Raw genomic sequence first — 18061 nt, forward strand, 5'->3', positions numbered from 1 at the left:
AAAAAGAGGGGGCGCATCCGGGGTGGCCCGGGGGTGTGTCCAGCGGTCGATTCAGGCCCGGTGCTCGCGCAGGGCGGCCAGCGCGGCGTCGGCGTGGACGTTGGCGCGCAGTTCGCCCGAGATCACCGCGAGGACGGTGCGGTCGGTGTCGATCACGAAGGTCTGCCGCTTCACCGGCAGGAAGTTGCCGAGCAGACCGCCGATCGCCCCGGAACGTTTGACGCCGAACCGTTCCGCCACCGCACCGTCGCGATCGGACAGCAACGGATAGCCGAGGGTCTGCGACTGTGCGAAACCGGCCTGGGTGTCGACCGAATCGGTGCTGATTCCCGCGCAACTGGCGCCCAGGGCCGCGAATTCGCTTGTCAGATCACGGAAGTGGCAGGCCTCCGCGGTGCACACGGGGGTGTTGGCGGCGGGGAAGAAGAACAGCGTCAGCGGTCCGTCGGCCAGCAACGAATCGAGCGACCGGACGGTGCCGGTCTGATCGGGAAGTTCGAACCCGGGTGCGCGCTGGCCTTTTTTCACAATCGCGAGGGTACCGGCCGGCACCCTCGCCCGGTACCCGTCGCGGACCGCGTGGGGGTCGCGACGGGGCCAGGGAATCTCGGTTGCGGCCGACTGGAATGATGAGCGATATGCACGGCGCCGCATTCGACCGTCCGGAAACCGCAACCACCACCACCCGGGACCAGTTCCGCGTGCTGGCGGCCGCGCACCGCGTAGTGCCGGTGACGCGCAAGGTGCTGGCGGATTCGGAGACCCCGCTGTCCGCCTACCGGAAGCTGGCCGCGGACCGGCCCGGCACCTTCCTGCTGGAGTCGGCCGAGAACGGTCGTTCGTGGTCGCGCTGGTCGTTCATCGGCGCCGGCAGCCCCACCGCGCTGACGGTCGTCGACGGCCAGGCGACGTGGCTGGGTGCCACACCCGCCGACGCACCGGCCGGTGGTGATCCGCTGGAGGCGCTGCACGACACCCTGGAACTGCTGCGCACCGAACGCCTGCCCGGCCTGCCGCCGCTGACCGGTGGTCTGGTCGGCTATCTGGGCTACGACATCGTGCGCCGCATCGAGCGGCTGCCGGAGCTGACCACCGACGATCTGCAGGTTCCGGAGATGGTGCTGCTGCTCGCGGCGGATCTGGCCGCCTTCGACCATCACGAGGGCGCGATCACGCTGATCGCCAACGCGGTGAACTGGAACGGCACCGACGAACGCGTCGACGAGGCCTACGACGACGCCGTCGCCCGGCTCGACCGGATGACCGCGGCGCTGGCCGCGCCCGCCGAATCGACCGTCTCCGTCTTCGACCGTCCCGAGCCGGACTACATCCGCCGCCGCACGAGCGAGGATTTCGGTGCGGGCGTGCGGCGGCTGGTCGGCGAGATCGAGGCCGGCGAGGCGTTCCAGGTGGTGTTGTCGCAGCGGTTCGAAATGGACTTCGACGGCGAACCGCGCGATGTGTACCGGATGCTGCGCGCCTCGAATCCGAGCCCGTACATGTATCTGATGCACATTCCCGACGGCGCGGGCGGCACCGCGTTCTCCATCGTCGGCTCGAGTCCGGAATCGCTGGTGACGGTGAAAGACGGTGTGGCGACGACACATCCGATCGCCGGCACCCGGTGGCGCGGCGCCACCGAGGAGGACGACGTGTTGCTCGAGAAGGATCTGCTCTCCGACGAGAAGGAGAACGCCGAACACCTCATGCTCGTCGACCTGGGCCGCAACGACCTGGGCCGGGTGTGTGAACCGGGCACCGTGCGCGTCACCGAGTACCGCCACATCGAGCGCTACAGCCACGTGATGCATCTGGTGTCCACGGTCACCGGGCGGCTGGCGGCCGGTCGCATAGCCCTTGACGCCGTGCGCGCCTGCTTCCCGGCGGGCACGCTCTCCGGTGCGCCGAAGGTGCGGGCGATGGAGTTGATCGAGGAGAACGAGCCCACGCGCCGCGGCGTCTACGCCGGGGTCGTCGGCTACCTCGACTTCGCCGGCGACGCCGATACCGCGATCGCGATCCGCACCGCGCTGCTCAAGGACGGCATCGCCTATGTGCAGGCCGGTGCCGGCATCGTCGCCGACTCCCAGCCCGACTACGAGGACGAGGAGTCGCGCAACAAGGCGATGGCCGTCCTCAAGGCCGTCGCCGCCGCGCGCACCGTGCGCACCTTCACCCCCGAACCCGACGGCACCCTGCTATGAGCAACCCGGAATCCGACCCAGCCCAACGACATTCGCCGGACCAGCCGCAACGCACGTCCGCGCCGGGCACGAACGGCACGTCGTCCACGCCGGCGAGCCCGCGGCGGTCCGATGCCGACAGCTCCGCCGCCGATCGCGCGCCGGTTCCACCGGGCGCCGACAGCGATCCGATCCGTTCCGGACCGGGGAGCGAAGCCGTGGGCGGAGATGCTGCCGCATCCGCGGCCGCTGTGCGGCGCGACGACCCGACCGTCCGGCGGGCCGGGGACGGTGACCCCGACCGCTACGTTCCCGAGACGGATACCGGCGAGGCCGTGACCGCGTCCACGAAACGCGCCCGCCCTGTGCTGCCGGTCCTCCTGCTCGCCGTCGGCGCGGCCGCGCTGTGGGGCTCCTCGCGCATGACCTGGGTGACGCTGCGGTCCTCCGACGGCCTGACCGAACCGCGCACCCAGCATCTGAACGGCGGTCTCTGGTTCGGCGCGCTGACACCGCTGGCTCTGGTGCTGCTGGCCTCGATCGCGGCCGTGTTCGCCACCAAGGGCTGGCTGCGCAGGCTGATCGGTGTGGTGGTGGCGCTGGTCGCCGCGGTCGCCGCGGTGCCCGGCCTGGCCCTGCTGACCCAGCACGGCAAGCTCGCCGAACGAGCCGCACGGCTCGCCGAACTGCCGGCCCGCGCGCATGTCGACGCGGCCACGGCGGCCACCTTCCCGGCCGCGCTCAGCGTCGCCGGTGCCCTCGCGGCCTTCGCCGCCGGAGTGCTGCTGGCCCGCATGCCCGAAACGACGGCCCGCATGTCGGGCAAGTACGACAACCCGGTGTTCCGCCGGGCCGCCGCCGCCGAACAGGTCGCCGAACTACGCCGCACGGGGGAGACGGAGTCGGCCGCGAAGGCCGCCGACGCACCGCGCCCGGCGACGCCGGCGTCAGCTCCGCACACGCCGGAGCCGGAGTCGGGCGAACTCTCGCAGCGCGTGCTGTGGGACGCGCTCGACGCGGGCGCCGACCCGACCGACGACGAGGCGGGCCGATGAGCGCTTTATCACGGCACGCCGGGCGGCAGGCGTCACACCCCGCCGTCGGCTCGGCTTACCCTTCCATTTACTCTTTATCAGCATCGGTGAGACAGCACCTGGGGGGATTCTCAGGTAGCAAGTCCGTCTCCCCAGAAAGGATTCGAGCCAGATGACGGTACTCGACTCGATTCTCGACGGGGTCCGCGCGGATGTGGCCGCTCGGGAAGCCCTCCTGGATTTCCAGGCCGTCAAGAAGGCCGCCGCCGCGGCACCCTCGCCGCGCGATGCGCTCGCCGCGCTGCACGCGGACGGGATCGGAGTCATCGCCGAGGTCAAGCGCGCCAGCCCCTCGAAGGGTGAGCTCGCCGACATCCCGGACCCGGCCAGCCTGGCGAAGTCCTACGAGGACGGTGGCGCGCGCATCATCAGCGTGCTGACCGAGGGTCGCCGCTTCCACGGCTCGCTCGACGATCTGGACGCGGTCCGCGCGGTCGTCGACGTGCCGATCCTGCGCAAGGACTTCGTCGTCGGCCCGTACCAGATCCACGAGGCCCGTGCCCACGGCGCGGACGTGATCCTGCTGATCGTGGCCGCCCTGGAACAGGACGTGCTGGCCTCGCTCATCGATCGCACCGAATCGCTCGGTATGACCGCGCTGGTCGAGGTGCACACCGAGGAGGAGGCCGACCGCGCGCTGACCGCCGGCGCCTCGGTCATCGGCGTGAACGCCCGCAACCTGAAGACCCTCGAGGTCGATCGCGACGTCTTCGCCCGCATCGCGCCCGGCCTACCCACCGAGGTCATCCGGATCGCCGAATCCGGCGTGAACGGCACCGCCGATCTGCTCGCCTACGCCGGCGCCGGCGCCGATGCGGTGCTGGTCGGCGAGAGCCTCGTGACCAGCGGCGATCCGCGTGCCGCCGTCTCCGAGCTGGTGACCGCCGGCACCCATCCGTCCTGCCCGCGTCCGCTGCGGCGGGGTGTCACCCGATGACCGGCGTGCACGAGCAGCTGCCCCAGGCCAGCGAGGGCGTCACCCATCGCAGCCACGAACCGGATGTCGGCGGCCACTTCGGCGTCTACGGCGGCCGGCACGTGCCCGAGGCGCTGATGGCGGTGATCGAGGAGGTCTCCGCCGAATACGACAAGTCGCGCCTGGATCCCGATTTCCTGGCCGAACTCGACCGGCTGCAGCGCGATTACGCGGGCCGGCCCTCGCCGGTCTTCGAATGCAAGCGGCTCTCCGAGCACGCCGGCGGCGCCCGCATCCTGCTCAAGCGCGAGGATCTGAACCACACCGGCTCGCACAAGATCAACAACGTGCTGGGCCAGGCGCTGCTCGCCCAGCGGATGGGCAAGACGCGCGTCATCGCCGAGACCGGCGCCGGTCAGCACGGCGTCGCGACCGCCACCGCCTGTGCGCTGCTGGGCCTCGAATGCGTGATCTACATGGGCGCGGTCGACACCGCGCGTCAGGCGCTCAACGTCGCGCGGATGCGGCTGCTCGGCGCCGACGTGGTGTCGGTGACCACCGGCTCGCAGACCTTGAAGGACGCGATCAACGAGGCGCTGCGCGATTGGGTGACCAACGCCTCGGAAACCTACTACTGCTTCGGCACCGCGGCCGGCCCGCATCCGTTCCCGCTGATGGTGCGCGATTTCCAGCGCATCGTCGGCCTGGAGGCGCGGGTGCAGGTACAGACGCAGACCGGGCGCCTTCCCGACGCCGTGGTGGCGTGCGTGGGTGGTGGATCGAACGCGATCGGCATCTTCCACCCGTTCCTCGACGACGAGGGCGTGCGCCTGATCGGCTACGAGGCGGCCGGTGACGGTGTCGAAACCGGCAGGCACGCAGCCACTTTCGCTGGCGGCCGGCCGGGTGCTTTCCAGGGCGCCTACTCGTACCTGCTGCAGGACGAGGACGGCCAGACCATCGAATCGCATTCCATCTCGGCCGGTCTGGACTATCCCGGCGTCGGGCCCGAGCACGCCTACCTGAAGGACATCGGCCGCGCCGAGTACCGGCCGATCACCGATGTCGAGGCGATGGACGCGCTGCTGCTGCTCTCGCGCACCGAGGGCATCATCCCGGCCATCGAATCGGCGCACGCGGTGGCCGGCGCGCTGCAGCTGGGCCGGGAATTGGGTTCGGGCGCAATTATTCTGGTGAATCTGTCCGGACGCGGCGACAAGGACATGGATACCGCGGCGCGCTGGTTCGGCCTGTTCGACGACGCCGCCGCCCCGGAGGAGAATCGCTCGTGAGCCGTCTGGAATCGACCTTCGCGGCCAGCCGCGGCGAGGGCCGCGCCGCGCTGATCGGATATCTGCCCGCGGGCTACCCGGACCTGGCCGGATCCATCGACGTGTGCACCGCGATGGTCGAATCCGGTTGCGACATCATCGAAGTCGGTATCGCCTATTCCGATCCGGTGATGGACGGCCCCACCATCCAGGCCGCCACCGAGCAGGCCCTGCGCGGCGGGGTGCGCGTGCGTGACGTGTTCACCGTCGTCGAGGCGATCACCGCCGCCGGGGGCAACGCTGTGGTGATGACCTACTGGAATCCGGTGCTGCAATACGGCGTAGACCGGTTCGCCCGCGATCTGGCCGCGGCCGGCGGGCTCGGGCTGATCACCCCCAACCTCATTCCCGAGGAGGCGGGGGAGTGGTTCGACGCCTCCCGCGCCCACGATCTGGACCGCATCTTCCTGGTCGCCCCGTCCTCCACCGAAGAGCGTCTGGTCAAGACCATCGAGGCCAGTAGCGGATTCCTCTACGCCGCCTCCACCATGGGCGTCACCGGCGCCCGCGACGCGGTGTCCTCGGCGGCCCCGGAACTGTGCGCGCGGGTGCGCGCCCACTCCGATATCCCGGTCGGTGTCGGCCTCGGTGTGCGTAGCGGTGCGCAGGCGGCCGAAATCGCTTCCTATGCCGACGGAGTCATCGTCGGCTCGGCGCTGGTCACGGCCGCGGGACAGGGTCTGGACCAGGTCCGGACGCTCACCGCGGAACTCGCCGAGGGCGTGCGTTCGGCGACCGTCGCCAGCTGATCGCCGACGCGAACTGGGCGGCGGGCGCACCCTCCGTTACGGTGGGGCCCGTGACTTTTCCAGTCCTGGCAGACGGCGTCGATGTGCACGGTGGGGCGGTACTGGCCTATATTCCCAGTCCGCCGCGAGGCGTATGGGATGTGGGGCCGTTCCCGCTGCGTGCCTATGCGATCTGCATCATCATCGGCATCATCGTCGCGATCTGGTGGGGTGAGCGGCGCTGGCGCGAGCGCGGCGGCGAGCCGGGCAAGGTGCTCGACGTCGCGATGTTCGCCGTGCCGTTCGGACTCGTCGGCGGCCGGCTCTACCACGTGGCCACCGACTGGGAGAAGTACTTCGGCGCCGGCGGCCATCCGATCAACGCGCTGAAGATCTGGGAGGGGGGCCTCGGCATCTGGGGCGCGGTGCTGCTCGGCGGCATCGGCGCCTGGATCGGCTGCCGCGTGTATCGAATTCCGTTGCCCGCCTTCGGTGATGCCATCGCCCCGGCGATTCTGCTCGCCCAGGCCATCGGCCGCCTCGGCAACTACTTCAATCAGGAACTCTACGGCCGCAAGACCGATCTGCCCTGGGGCCTCGAGATCTATCTGCGGTTCGACTCCGACGGCCGGCTCGACATGATGAACGGCGTCTCCACCGGCGTGGTGGAGAAGGTCGTGCAGCCGACCTTCCTCTACGAGCTGATCTGGAATCTGCTCGGCGTCCTGGTGCTGGTGATGGTCGACAAACGCTGGCGGATCGGCCACGGCCGCCTGTTCGCGTTGTACGTGGCGATCTACACCTTCGGCCGCTTCTGGGTCGAACTGCTGCGCGACGACGAGGCCACCCACATCTTCGGCATCCGGGTCAACTCCTACACCTCGGCGATCGTATTCCTGTGCGCCCTGGCGTATTTCGCCCTCGCCACCAAGGGCCGCGAAACCGCCGCCCAGCTCGCTGCCGGCGGTGAACGCCCCTGGCCCTGGCAGATCGGCGCCCTGCGCCGGCACGGCGCCGCCGGACAGCAATCCGCCGCAACCGAGAACGCAGCTGCGGTCGCGGCCGATGAATCCGCCGACGGCGACGACTCCGGCGAAGCCGCGAAACCCGCGGATGATGCGAGCCCGGCCGGGAAGGCCGACGAGTCCGACCCCGCGGCCGCCGGCTCCGTATCCGGCAAATCGGACGAGTCCACCGCCGGCCCCTCCGATTCGGCGTCGACCGGCAACGAACTGGATCCGCCCGCCGATGACAAGAATGCGGCCGGTGTCACCAGCGCCGGGAACAGTGAGCGGCAGGCCGAAGGCAAGTCGGGTAAGCCGGGCCGGAAGAAGGCGGACAAGAGCTGAGCGGGCCGACCGCTCGAACCAGGAGGACTTCGTGACCGACCCCTATCAGCCGCAGCCCGGCTACGGCCCGCAGTACGGTGCACCGGGTACCGGACCGGCAAATCCGGGCGGCTACGGCCCATCTGGCCCCTACGGAACCGGTGGCGAATCCGGCCCCTACGGCTACAGCCAGCCCTACGGCCAGCCCGTCGACCCGTACGCCCAGCCCTACGCTCCCGCCCCCGGCTATCCGCCCGCGCCCTACGGCATGGATCCGGAGGCGCCGTACGGGCGCAACATGTACGGCGAACCGTTCTCGGACAAGTCGAAGCTCACCGCCGGGCTGCTGCAACTGTTCGTCGGCGGCCTCGGAATCGGCCGGTTCTACCTCGGCTACACCGGCATCGGCGTCGCCCAGCTGCTGGTCACGCTGTTCACCTGCGGTCTGGGCGGCATCTGGCCGTTCATCGACGCGATCATGATCCTCACCGGCAAAGTGCGCGACCCGTACAACCGTCCGCTGCAGGAGTGACGACTATGCCGGGCAAATATGTGATGTGCGTCATATTTTCGTCGATTGACAGTGGCGGGTGTGCCGATCAGCGCCACTGCGGCGGCAGGACTAGGCTCGGTGCGTGATGCGACGGACAAAGATTGTGTGCACCCTCGGACCGGCCACCGCCACCGAGGACCGGATCCGTGAACTTGTCGACAGCGGCATGGATGTGGCCCGGTTGAATTTCAGTCACGGAGAACACGCCGATCACGCCGAGAACTATCACAAGGTGCGGCACGCCGCCGAGCAGATGGGCCGTGCGGTCGGCATTCTCGCCGACCTGCAGGGACCGAAGATCCGCTTGGGCCGATTCATCGAGGGCCGCACCGTGTGGGCGACGGGCGAGGAGGTGCGGATCACGGTAGACGACGTGGAAGGCACCCACGATCGCGTCTCCACCACCTACAAACAACTATCCGAGGATGCCAAGGCCGGTGACCGGCTGCTCGTCGACGACGGCAAGGTCGGCCTGACCGTGATCCGCGTCGAAGGCAACGACGTGGTGTGCCGCGTGACCGAGGGCGGTCCGGTCTCCAACAACAAGGGCGTCTCGCTGCCGGGTATGGACGTTTCCGTTCCGGCGTTGTCCGAGAAGGACATCGAGGATCTGGAATTCGCCCTGCGGCTGGGCGTGGACTTCATCGCCCTGTCGTTCGTGCGGTCGCCGGCGGACGTCGAGCTGGTCCACGACATCATGGATCGCGTGGGCCGCCGGGTGCCGGTGATCGGCAAACTCGAAAAGCCCGAAGCCATCGACAATCTCGAGGCGATCGTGCTCGCGTTCGACGCGATCATGGTGGCCCGTGGCGACCTCGGCGTCGAGCTGCCGCTCGAGCAGGTGCCGCTGGTGCAGAAGCGGTCGATCCAGATGGCAAGGGAGAACGCGAAACCCGTCATCGTCGCCACCCAGATGCTGGAGTCGATGATCGGCAACTCCCGCCCGACCCGCGCGGAGGCCTCCGATGTCGCCAACGCCGTGCTCGACGGCGCGGACGCGGTCATGCTCTCCGGTGAGACCTCGGTCGGCCAGTATCCGATCGAGACGGTGCGCACGATGGCGCGCATCGTGCACGCCGTGGAATCCGAATCCTCGACCCGGGTGCCGCCGCTGACCCACGTCCCGCGCACCAAGCGCGGCGTGATCTCCTATGCGGCCCGCGACATCGGCGAGCGGCTCAACGCCAAGGCGCTGGTGGCGTTCACCCAGTCCGGTGACACCGTGCGCCGGCTGGCCCGCCTGCACACCACGCTGCCGCTGCTGGCGTTCACCCCGCTGCCGGATGTACGCAGTCAGCTGGCGCTGACCTGGGGTGTGGAAACCTTCATCGTCCCGCCGGTCGGTACCACCGACGAGATGATCGGCCAGGTCGACAAGGAACTGCTGTCGCTGAATCGCTACGCCAAGGGCGACCTCGTGGTGATCGTGGCCGGTTCCCCGCCGGGAACCGTCGGCTCCACGAACCTGATCCACGTGCATCGCATCGGCGAGGAGGACCACTGAGGTGAGTGCATCACTGGGCGAATCGGTCGGCACCGGCCGCGAGAGCGGGGGCGATCTCGCCGTCCTGCTCGGCCTGCTCGAACTCGAGGAGATCGGCGAGGACGTTTTCCTTGGTCACCATCCGGAGAAGGTGTGGAGTCGCACCTTCGGCGGCCAGCTGGTGGCGCAGGCGATCGTCGCGGCCGGTCGCACGGTCGGGCCGGGGCGCCCGGTGCATGCGGTCAACGCGCATTTCGTGCGCGGCGGGGATGTGCGCAAACCGATCGAATACCGGGTCGAACGCCATCGTGACGGGCGTGCCTTCGCCAATCGCACGGTGACGGCGTATCAGGGCGATCAGGAACTGTTCGTGATGCTGGCGGCGTTCCAGGACTGGGCCAAGGGCCTGGAACACGCCAGCCCGCAGCCGCAGGTGCCCGATCCGGACGGGCTGCCCCGGGTGGAGGAGTCCTTCTCCGGGCTCGAGGACAAACTGCAGATGTTCGTGCAGGCGCCGCATCCGATCGACATGCGCTACACCAACGATCCGGCGTGGATCCTCAAGGGCACCGGCGGCACCCTCAACCACAACCGCGTGTGGATGAAGGCCGACGGCGAACTGCCCGACGATCCGCTGATCCACGTTGCGACGCTGGGCTATTCGTCCGACACCACGGTGCTGGATTCGATCATCACCACGCACGGGTTGTCGTGGGGTCACGACCGGATCGTGGCCGCCACGGTGAACCACTCGATCTGGTTCCACCGTCCGTTCCGCTTCGACGACTGGGCCCTGTACGCGACGGAGTCACCGGTGGCCGCCGGTTCGCGCGGTCTGGCCACCGGTCACTTCTACTCGCGGGCCGGTGAGCTGCTGGCCACCGTCGTGCAGGAAGGCGTGATCAGGCACTTCCCGGCGCGCGGCAAGTAGCGCAGCGGCGTTCAGAGGCGTTCGCGGTTCTCGTCGAAGTCGTAGCTGTCGCGATGGAGAGCGGAAATCGTGTAGGGGACGGCGTCGGCGGTGGTGGCGATCCCGAGGACCAGTCGATGTTCGAGTGCGGCCAGGCCGGATTCGGTCAGCTGATCGGGATCGCCCACCAGGCTGAGCGCAATCTCGTAGGTGCGCCGCGCGCCCGGGTCGCGGTGGGGGTGTTCCAGGCGCCACTGGGTCTCCAGCACCGTGTGATCGGGTTGATCGGCGTCGACGGGCAGGGTGAAGCGCCAGGCGAAAACATCGTGCTCGGCGAGGTGGTCGTCGACCAGGCAGCGCACAGCGTGCACGACGCGGTCGAGCGTTTCCGGTGTGACGTAAACATGGAGTGAAACATCCGAAATTCGTTTCGGCATGTCTGTGTCCTGTTCCGGTGTCGAACCATCGGCGTCGGCAGTTTCCGCGGGGAGTCTAACCCCGGATCCCGATCCGCGGGAGAGCGGCATGCCCGGCGCCGGATTGTTCAGGCGTGACGGCCGATTCGCACGGGCTCGATACCCCACGGCGGGGTCTCGATGCGCCCGCCGGGCAGCAGGACCAGCCGGGGCCGGCCGGACTCCGTGCGACCCGGGTCACGATGAGCGTGCAGCGCGAGCAGCAGCGGGACCAGCGTCTCGGCGATACGATCGCCGACGGCACAGTACTTTTCGCTCGACAGACCGACCGGGTCGGCGATGTTCTCCCGCCCCACCAGTGCGAGATCGTTTCGGGCACTGTCGATGTGGGCGATCGTGCGAGCGCCGGAGACCTTCGCCACCCGGTAGGCCTCGAGCAGCGTGAAGGTCCGGGACCGGGCATCCGGAACCAGGTCGATGATGTGGTCGCGGATCTGCTCGGTCATCGCGAGCACGAGATCCGCGCGCGCGACCATCTCCGGCTTCACCTTGCGTGCTGAAAAGTTGCCAGGATCGCCGCCGAGGCCCGTGATGATCTGTGCCGCAAGGGGATCGACGCCGAAACCGACGAGCGCGCGGGTGCCGGCGCTCTCGGCGGTCAGGTCGTCGAGACCGTGTTCGGCGGCGACGGCGCGGGTCAGACGTTCGGCGATCACCGAGCGGCAGACGTTGCCGGAGCAGACGAACAGGACGTGCATGACTGCTACGGTAGGTGGCCGCGCCCCGCGGCAGAAGCCGGGGACGGCCGAAAACCGCTGATTTTACGCGATGTTCAACTGCCCGTAGCGGGTCGCGTTCGACCGTTTGCCGGATTTTCGCTGACCGGCTGCGCTACGGGTGTGGCGCTACGCCTGCCGGTCCGCATCGGAACCGTCGGCGCCGGAAGCGTTTCGATAGTAGGAGGCTTCCTCGACGACGGGCGCGACCGTCGGCTCCGCACCGAGGTGCGCGTTGTCCGCGCCGGCGCGGGCGGCGTTGTCGTGGGCCCGGCCGCGCGCACTGAACAGCGGTCCGCGCATCGCCCGGGTCGGGGCGAACGCCCCCAGGCCGGTGGCTGTGGTCATATCGTCGTACATGGTGTCGATGCCGCCGCGCAGGAAGTAGGCCTCGTGCCAGAATCCGGTGCCGCCGGAGTCGCGCAGGAACCGCTGCCACCAGTCGCGGTGCGGCTGGGAACGGGTCCAGCGCTCCAGGCTGTCCAGGTCACGCCAGTATTGGCGGGCGCCCCAGTGTGGTGGGAACAGCGACCAGATGATGTCCTCGTGCCGCAGCAGCCCGTCGGGCCGATCATGATGGGAGCGATACAGTTTCGGCCCGAGGCCGAGCAGACGCAGCATCCCCCGCGGGGTCCGCACCCGCATCCCCAGATAGATCACCACCAGATCGGGATATCCCGAAAGATCCGCGGTGAGCCGGTTCACCCGCATACGCGCGACCTCCTCCTGCCCGGGGTCGTGTGCCCCACCCTACGCGTATTCACGGGACAAGCTGCCGATTCGGTTCGAATACGACAAAAGCGGCCCGATCGGACCGCCGAAGATGGTGCCGAGTGTGGGACTCGAACCCACACGTCCGTGAGGACAACGGTTTTTGAGACCGTCGCGTCTGCCAGTTCCGCCAACTCGGCGCACCGGGAGGAAATGATAGCCGGTGGGTGCCCAGGTTACCGAATCGGTCCCGCGCGGGCGGGTTCCCGCTGGGTAGATGGGTTGTGAGCGAAGTTGAACGGTACGCTTTAGGACACTCGGCTGTGCGTGGCCGGTGACAGGGTGGGACCGGAGGCGCACATCGGGCATCGGCATCGGAATATCGAGGGGTCTGTCTATGGGAACGAATGCAGGGGGCGCGGGCGCGAAGCAGGACGCGCCGGCTGCCGCGAAGCGTGTCGTGGTGGCCGAGGACGAGGCGCTCATCCGGATGGACCTTGTGGAGATGCTCTCCGAGGAGGGCTACCAGGTGGTGGGCGAGGCCGGTGACGGCCAGCAGGCGGTCGATCTGGCCGTGGAACTGCGCCCCGATCTGGTCATCATGGACGTGAAGATGCCGCGGCGCGACGGTATCGATGCCGCCGGTGAAATCGCCTCCAAACGTGTTGCGCCCGTGGTGATTCTGACCGCCTTCAGCCAGCGTGACCTGGTGGAGCGGGCGCGTGACGCGGGTGCGATGGCCTATCTGGTGAAGCCGTTCACCAAATCGGATCTGGTGCCCGCGATCGAGTTGGCGGCCAGCCGGTTTCACGAGATCTCGGCGCTGGAACAGGAGGTCGCGAACCTGTCCGACCGCCTGGAGACCCGCAAACTGGTCGAGCGCGCGAAGGGCGTGCTGATGCAGACGCAGGGGCTGTCGGAACCGCAGGCGTTCAAGTGGATCCAGCGCACCGCGATGGATCGCCGCACCACCATGAAGGCGGTCGCGGAGGTCGTCCTGGACAATCTCGCGCCGAAGTCCTGATCGCCGCTCGCGGCCGGCCGTGCATCGTGTGCCGGCCGCGACGGTCGAGCGTGGGCACGAGTTAGCTGCCGGTCCATGGGGCGGGTGTGGCCTGCGTGACAGCGGGCGGGCAGATCCGTGTGGGCGAATCCGATCGCGACACATGCCGGTCCGTGCCCGGTGGCCGGGGATGTCGGTGCTTGTCCCTAGACTCTGTGCCGTGACTCCAGCCTCCACCGATCAGCGTCAGGGCAGTGTGTCGTCCACCACCGCCGCAGCGGCAGCGCCGAAAGCCGGCAGTACGGTGGCGGGTGCCCCCGGCGAGCGTCCCACGCTGTTGTTGCTGGACGGCCATTCCCTGGCCTACCGCGCCTTCTACGCGCTACCGGCGGAGAACTTCAAGACCGTCACCGGGCAGACCACCAATGCCGTCTACGGCTTCACCGCCATGCTGATCAACCTGCTGCGCGACGAGCGGCCGACCCATGTGGCGGCCGCGTTCGACGTCAGCCGGAAGACCTTCCGGGTCGAGGCCTTTCCGGAGTACAAGGCCAACCGCATCACCACTCCTGACGAATTCCGCGGACAGGTGGAGATCACCCAGGAGGTGCTCGGCGCGCTCGGCATCCCGGTGATGGCCATCGAGGGCTACGAGGCCGACGACATCATCGCCACCCTCGCGACTCAGGCTGTGCCGCAAGGTTTCCGGGTGCTCATCGTCACCGGCGACCGGGATTCGCTGCAACTGGTCAATCCCGATGTCACCGTGCTGTACCCGAAGAAGGGCGTCTCCGAGCTCACCCGGTTCACACCGGAGGCGGTCGAGGAGAAGTACGGCCTGACCCCGGCCCAGTATCCGGATTTCGCGGCCCTGCGTGGCGACCCGAGTGACAATCTGCCTGGTATTCCGGGCGTGGGGGAGAAGACGGCGACCAAGTGGATTCGCGAATTCGGCGATCTGCCGTCCCTGGTCGAGCAGGTCGACGAGGTGCGCGGCAAGGTCGGCGACGCGCTGCGCGAGAACCTGTCCAGCGTGGTGCTCAACCGGCAGCTCACCGAGATGGTCAAGGATGTTCCGCTGCCCTACACCCCGGAGCAGCTGGCCCAGCAGCCGTGGGATCGCGACAAGATCCACCGCCTGTTCGACGATCTCGAGTTCCGGGTGCTGCGGGACCGGCTGTTCGAGACGCTGGCGCCGCCGGAGCCGGAGGCCGAGAGCGGTTTCGAGATCAGCGGCGGCCCGGTCGCGCCCGGCGCCGCTGCGGACTGGCTGGCCGAGCATGCGAAAGCCGGTGCACGCCACGGCGTTTCGATCGTGGGGACGACCACGCCCGTGCAGGGTGATGTGAAGGCGATCGCGATCGCCGCCGCCGACGGGGAGGGCGGCTACTTCGACGTGGTCGCGCTGACCCCCGAGGACGAACTCGCCCTCGGTCGCTGGCTCGCCGACGCCGAGACCCCGAAGGCCGTGCACGAGGCCAAGGCGGCCGTCCACGCCCTGCGCGGGCGCAACTGGCGGCTGGCCGGGCTCACCAGCGACACCGCGCTCGCGGCCTATCTGGTCCGCCCCGGACAGCGCACCTTCAACCTCGACGATCTGTCGTTGCGGTACCTGTCGCGGGAGTTGCGGGTCGAAGCCGCCGAGGACGCCCAGCTGTCGCTGCTCGACGATGAGGACCAGGTCGACACCGAACTGGCTCAGGCCGAGATCCTGCGTGCCCGCGCGGTGGCCGACCTGGCCGAGGCGTTCGACACCGAGTTGGACCGCATCGAATCCGTGCCGCTGCTCACCGAGATGGAACTGCCGCTGCTGGGTGTGCTGGCCGAACTCGAGCACGCCGGCATCGCCGTCGACTGCGACAAACTGGACGAGTTGCAGCGCGAATTCGCCGACCGGGTGGCCTCGGCCGCGGAAGCGGCCTACGAGGTGATCGGTAAACAGATCAACCTGGGTTCGCCGAAACAGTTGCAGGTGGTGCTGTTCGACGAGCTGGATATGCCCAAGACGAAGCGGACCAAGACCGGTTACACCACTGACGCCGACGCGCTCGAGTCGCTGTTCGAGAAGACCCAGCATCCCTTCCTCGAACATCTGCTTGCGCACCGCGACGCCACCCGCCTCAAGGTCACCGTGGACGGGCTGCTGAAGTCGGTCGCCGACGACGGCCGCATCCACACCACGTTCAACCAGACCATCGCCGCCACCGGCCGGTTGTCCTCGACCGAGCCGAATCTGCAGAACATCCCGATCCGCACCGACACGGGCCGGCGCATTCGCGACACCTTCGTCGTCGGCCCCGGCTACGAATCGCTGATGACGGCGGACTACAGCCAGATCGAGATGCGGATCATGGCGCACCTGTCCAAGGACGCCGGGCTGATCGAGGCGTTCAACTCCGGCGAGGACCTGCACAGCTTCGTCGCGTCCAAGGCCTTCGACATCCCGATCGCCGATGTGCACCCGGAGATGCGCCGCCGGATCAAGGCGATGTCCTACGGCCTGGCCTACGGTTTGTCCGCGTACGGGCTCTCACAGCAACTCCGGATCAGCGCCGAGGAGGCGAAGGCGCAGATGGAGGTCTATTTCTCCCGTTTCGGCGCGATTCGTGACTATCTGCGCGACGCGGTGGATCAGGCGCGCAAGGTCGGCTATACGGAGACGCTGTTCGGCCGTCGCCGCTATCTGCCCGACTTGGATTCCAGCAACCGCCAGCGCCGCGAGGCCGCCGAGCGGATGGCGCTCAACGCGCCCATCCAGGGCACCGCCGCCGACATCATCAAGGTCGCGATGATCAACACCCAGGCCGCCATCGCGGAGGCGGGCCTGCGTTCGCGCATGCTGCTGCAGATCCACGACGAACTCGTCTTCGAGGTCGCCGCGGGTGAGCGGGAGGCACTGGAATCACTTGCCCGCGAACAGATGTCGAGCGCCATCGACCTGTCGGTGCCGCTCGAGGTCTCCGTCGGTGTAGGCCGCAGCTGGGACTCGGCCGCGCACTGATCGGGGCCCGGAGCGAGCTCGGTCTCGCACGGCATCTCGCGCCGCGGACGAGGGTGTCCGCGTCCGCGCGTGGCGGTGGGCGGTCTCCCGGCTGCATCGTAGGGTGGCGCGGTGAGTAGATGGAACTGGGATCACAACGCCTTCTATCACCGGACGCTGCTGCGGCAGCTGCCACAGCACTGTGAGCGGATCCTCGAAGTCGGTTGCGGGGCGGGCACTTTGGCGGCCGAGCTGGCGCGGCGTGCCGATCGGGTCGACGCGGTGGACCGGTCGGCGGAGATGATCGAGGCGGCCCGCCGCGTCGTCCCGGAGAACGTCGCCTGCGCGCAGGCCGACATACTCGAGCATCCGCTGCCGGAGGCCGCCTACGACGCCGTCGTATCGCTCACCACCCTCCATCACATGCCTCTCGAACAGGTGCTGCCGCGGCTCGCGCACACGCTGCGGCCGGGCGGGGTACTCGCGGTGATCGCGCTGCCGCGGGCCGATCCACTGCGTGAACTGCCCGCCGAAGTCACGGCGGCACTCGCGCAACGCGTCTTCGGCCTGGCCTTCGCGACGCTGCGCGCGACGGGCCGCGGAGCCTGGTACGCACATGAACCCACGCATGTGGCGATGCCGGTCGTGCTCGATCCGCCACTCACCACGCGCGAGGTAGCCCGCCGGGCGCGCGACATCCTGCCGGGCGCGCGGGTGCGCCGACTGGTGTTCTGGCGCTATCTGTTGCGGTGGGACAAACCCGCGCAACCCCGGTGACGACACGCCGAACCTGTCCGCGGCACATCCTGTGGACCCGCTGTGGCCTGCGCGAATGCGGCGCTCACCACGGCACTGTCCGTTGGCATATCGTTCACTCGAAAATGTGACGAAGTTACTCGTTGGTTCCGCCGCAATATTGTTGCCATCGTCGCGACGAGTCCATATTCTCGAAGCCGTGCCGAATCCCGCCGCAAGCCACAGCGCCGCGCGCAACGTCGCCGACCGCGACCGCGTGGTGCTCCTTCCGCTTACCGCGATGGTGGCTGCGGCGCGACTTCTCGTAGTACCTCGCCGTAGCGGGAGCTGATTCGGACCGGCCCCCTCGCTGCGGCCGTTGACAAGTGTTTGCGCTGGTCCCCTCTGTCATCCGACCAACGACAAAGCTTCGGGAAGACCTAGTCCAATGACGATCACTATCGATACACATGACTTCATCGCGGCCGCGCCCAAGGGGCTGCGCGCCGAATCCGCCGACCTGACGCCCGCGGAGTTCTACGACCGCTACTGTGCGCACACCGGCCCGGTCAAGCTCAGCGACTGGGCGCGGGCCGAACAGCGGGCGACCTATACCGCCACCATCGAACTGGCCGGACATGCGCGGACCGTGGTGTCCGCCGGTAGCCCGGTCGCCGCGCTGACCTCGGCGCTCTACGACGAGGGCTATCCGGTGGAGATTCTGCAGTTCCACCAGCGGCGCACCGGCAGCGGCACCGCCACCTTCGTGCAGTGCGAATGCAACGGCCGCCGTGGCTGGGGCGCCGCGCTCGCCGGAGACGGGCCGGAGTCGACCGTCCGGGCCATGATCGCCGGCATCAACAAACTCGGGAACTGAGCCGAGCTCGGCAACCGAGCCGACACGCGAAAAGGCC

At 68.6% G+C, this 18061-nt stretch carries 17 protein-coding genes and 1 tRNA gene; 13 read left to right on the forward strand and 5 right to left on the reverse strand.

Going from position 1 to position 18061, the window contains the following annotated elements; translation table 11 throughout:
* Positions 1-51: 51 nt before the first annotated feature.
* On the reverse strand, positions 52-528 hold the full coding sequence (locus tag C8258_RS18985) for a peroxiredoxin (RefSeq protein ID WP_063007917.1): 477 nt from the start codon (positions 526-528) through the stop codon (positions 52-54).
* A 98-nt stretch (positions 529-626) separates the two neighbouring features.
* On the opposite strand from C8258_RS18985, the gene C8258_RS18990 reads away from it, so the two are divergent.
* The 9 genes from C8258_RS18990 (at position 627) to C8258_RS19030 (ending at position 10547) form a co-directional block, all read left to right on the forward strand.
* Complete coding sequence (locus C8258_RS18990) at positions 627-2204, forward strand: anthranilate synthase component I (protein WP_369974780.1); 1578 nt, start codon at positions 627-629, stop codon at positions 2202-2204.
* A 197-nt stretch (positions 2205-2401) separates the two neighbouring features.
* Complete coding sequence (locus tag C8258_RS18995; protein ID WP_369974774.1) at positions 2402-3238, forward strand: TIGR02234 family membrane protein; 837 nt, start codon at positions 2402-2404, stop codon at positions 3236-3238.
* A gap of 151 nt (positions 3239-3389) precedes the next feature.
* Complete coding sequence (gene trpC / locus C8258_RS19000; RefSeq protein ID WP_106956347.1) at positions 3390-4214, forward strand: indole-3-glycerol phosphate synthase TrpC; 825 nt, start codon at positions 3390-3392, stop codon at positions 4212-4214.
* Positions 4211-5485, forward strand: coding sequence for a tryptophan synthase subunit beta (gene trpB / locus C8258_RS19005; protein WP_106956348.1), 1275 nt, complete (start codon positions 4211-4213; stop codon positions 5483-5485). The genes trpC and trpB overlap by 4 nt, the downstream gene beginning before the upstream one ends.
* Positions 5482-6273: a tryptophan synthase subunit alpha gene (gene trpA, locus C8258_RS19010; RefSeq protein ID WP_106956349.1), complete on the forward strand. Its 792-nt coding sequence runs from the start codon at positions 5482-5484 to the stop codon at positions 6271-6273. Before trpB ends, trpA begins: the two co-directional genes overlap by 4 nt.
* A gap of 50 nt (positions 6274-6323) precedes the next feature.
* Positions 6324-7601, forward strand: a complete 1278-nt coding sequence (gene lgt, locus C8258_RS19015) for a prolipoprotein diacylglyceryl transferase (RefSeq protein ID WP_369974775.1) — start codon at positions 6324-6326, stop codon at positions 7599-7601.
* Positions 7602-7632: 31 nt separating this feature from the next.
* On the forward strand, positions 7633-8112 hold the full coding sequence (locus C8258_RS33565) for a TM2 domain-containing protein (RefSeq protein WP_304598380.1): 480 nt from the start codon (positions 7633-7635) through the stop codon (positions 8110-8112).
* A gap of 103 nt (positions 8113-8215) precedes the next feature.
* Positions 8216-9637, forward strand: a complete 1422-nt coding sequence (pyk, locus tag C8258_RS19025; protein ID WP_106956352.1) for a pyruvate kinase — start codon at positions 8216-8218, stop codon at positions 9635-9637.
* 1 nt (position 9638) lies between these two features.
* On the forward strand, positions 9639-10547 hold the full coding sequence (locus C8258_RS19030) for an acyl-CoA thioesterase II (RefSeq protein ID WP_233225190.1): 909 nt from the start codon (positions 9639-9641) through the stop codon (positions 10545-10547).
* 11 nt (positions 10548-10558) lie between these two features.
* Here the strand turns inward: C8258_RS19030 and C8258_RS19035 are convergent, their stop codons facing one another.
* The 4 genes from C8258_RS19035 to C8258_RS19050 form a co-directional block, all read right to left on the reverse strand.
* Positions 10559-10963: a hypothetical protein gene (locus C8258_RS19035; RefSeq protein WP_106956353.1), complete on the reverse strand. Its 405-nt coding sequence runs from the start codon at positions 10961-10963 to the stop codon at positions 10559-10561.
* Positions 10964-11070: 107 nt separating this feature from the next.
* Entirely contained in the window at positions 11071-11700 is a 630-nt protein-coding gene (locus C8258_RS19040; RefSeq protein ID WP_106956354.1) for a low molecular weight phosphatase family protein, read from the reverse strand.
* Positions 11701-11847: 147 nt separating this feature from the next.
* Positions 11848-12429 (reverse strand): monooxygenase family protein, encoded by a 582-nt coding sequence (locus tag C8258_RS19045; protein ID WP_106956355.1) that lies wholly within the window; start codon positions 12427-12429, stop codon positions 11848-11850.
* 113 nt (positions 12430-12542) lie between these two features.
* Positions 12543-12629: transfer RNA gene (locus C8258_RS19050), tRNA-Leu, on the reverse strand.
* 197 nt (positions 12630-12826) lie between these two features.
* Here C8258_RS19050 and C8258_RS19055 point away from each other — a divergent pair.
* From C8258_RS19055 to C8258_RS19070, 4 genes are all read left to right on the forward strand, one after another.
* The gene (locus C8258_RS19055; RefSeq protein WP_036500534.1) at positions 12827-13453 is read left to right on the forward strand and encodes an ANTAR domain-containing response regulator; all 627 of its coding nucleotides are present in this window, start codon (positions 12827-12829) and stop codon (positions 13451-13453) included.
* 169 nt (positions 13454-13622) lie between these two features.
* Complete coding sequence (gene polA / locus C8258_RS19060; protein ID WP_106956442.1) at positions 13623-16433, forward strand: DNA polymerase I; 2811 nt, start codon at positions 13623-13625, stop codon at positions 16431-16433.
* Between the two features lie 111 nt (positions 16434-16544).
* Positions 16545-17189: a bifunctional 2-polyprenyl-6-hydroxyphenol methylase/3-demethylubiquinol 3-O-methyltransferase UbiG gene (locus C8258_RS19065; RefSeq protein WP_106956356.1), complete on the forward strand. Its 645-nt coding sequence runs from the start codon at positions 16545-16547 to the stop codon at positions 17187-17189.
* A 406-nt stretch (positions 17190-17595) separates the two neighbouring features.
* On the forward strand, positions 17596-18024 hold the full coding sequence (locus C8258_RS19070) for an alpha-isopropylmalate synthase regulatory domain-containing protein (protein ID WP_036500539.1): 429 nt from the start codon (positions 17596-17598) through the stop codon (positions 18022-18024).
* Positions 18025-18061: the final 37 nt, after the last annotated feature.

This window comes from Nocardia sp. MDA0666 (assembly GCF_003023875.1).
Lineage (GTDB): Bacteria > Actinomycetota > Actinomycetes > Mycobacteriales > Mycobacteriaceae > Nocardia > Nocardia aobensis.

Excerpts from the sequence above, each read along its gene's own strand:
- C8258_RS18990 (WP_369974780.1), top strand. The coding sequence starts at position 627 with ATGATGAGCGATATGCACGGCGCCGCATTCGACCGTCCGGAAACCGCA.
- trpC (WP_106956347.1), top strand. The coding sequence starts at position 3,390 with ATGACGGTACTCGACTCGATTCTCGACGGGGTCCGCGCGGATGTGGCC.
- trpB (WP_106956348.1), top strand. The coding sequence starts at position 4,211 with ATGACCGGCGTGCACGAGCAGCTGCCCCAGGCCAGCGAGGGCGTCACC.
- C8258_RS19035 (WP_106956353.1), bottom strand. The coding sequence starts at position 10,963 with ATGCCGAAACGAATTTCGGATGTTTCACTCCATGTTTACGTCACACCG.
- C8258_RS19040 (WP_106956354.1), bottom strand. The coding sequence starts at position 11,700 with ATGCACGTCCTGTTCGTCTGCTCCGGCAACGTCTGCCGCTCGGTGATC.
- C8258_RS19045 (WP_106956355.1), bottom strand. The coding sequence starts at position 12,429 with ATGCGGGTGAACCGGCTCACCGCGGATCTTTCGGGATATCCCGATCTG.
- C8258_RS19055 (WP_036500534.1), top strand. The coding sequence starts at position 12,827 with ATGGGAACGAATGCAGGGGGCGCGGGCGCGAAGCAGGACGCGCCGGCT.
- polA (WP_106956442.1), top strand. The coding sequence starts at position 13,623 with ATGTCGGTGCTTGTCCCTAGACTCTGTGCCGTGACTCCAGCCTCCACC.
- C8258_RS19070 (WP_036500539.1), top strand. The coding sequence starts at position 17,596 with ATGACGATCACTATCGATACACATGACTTCATCGCGGCCGCGCCCAAG.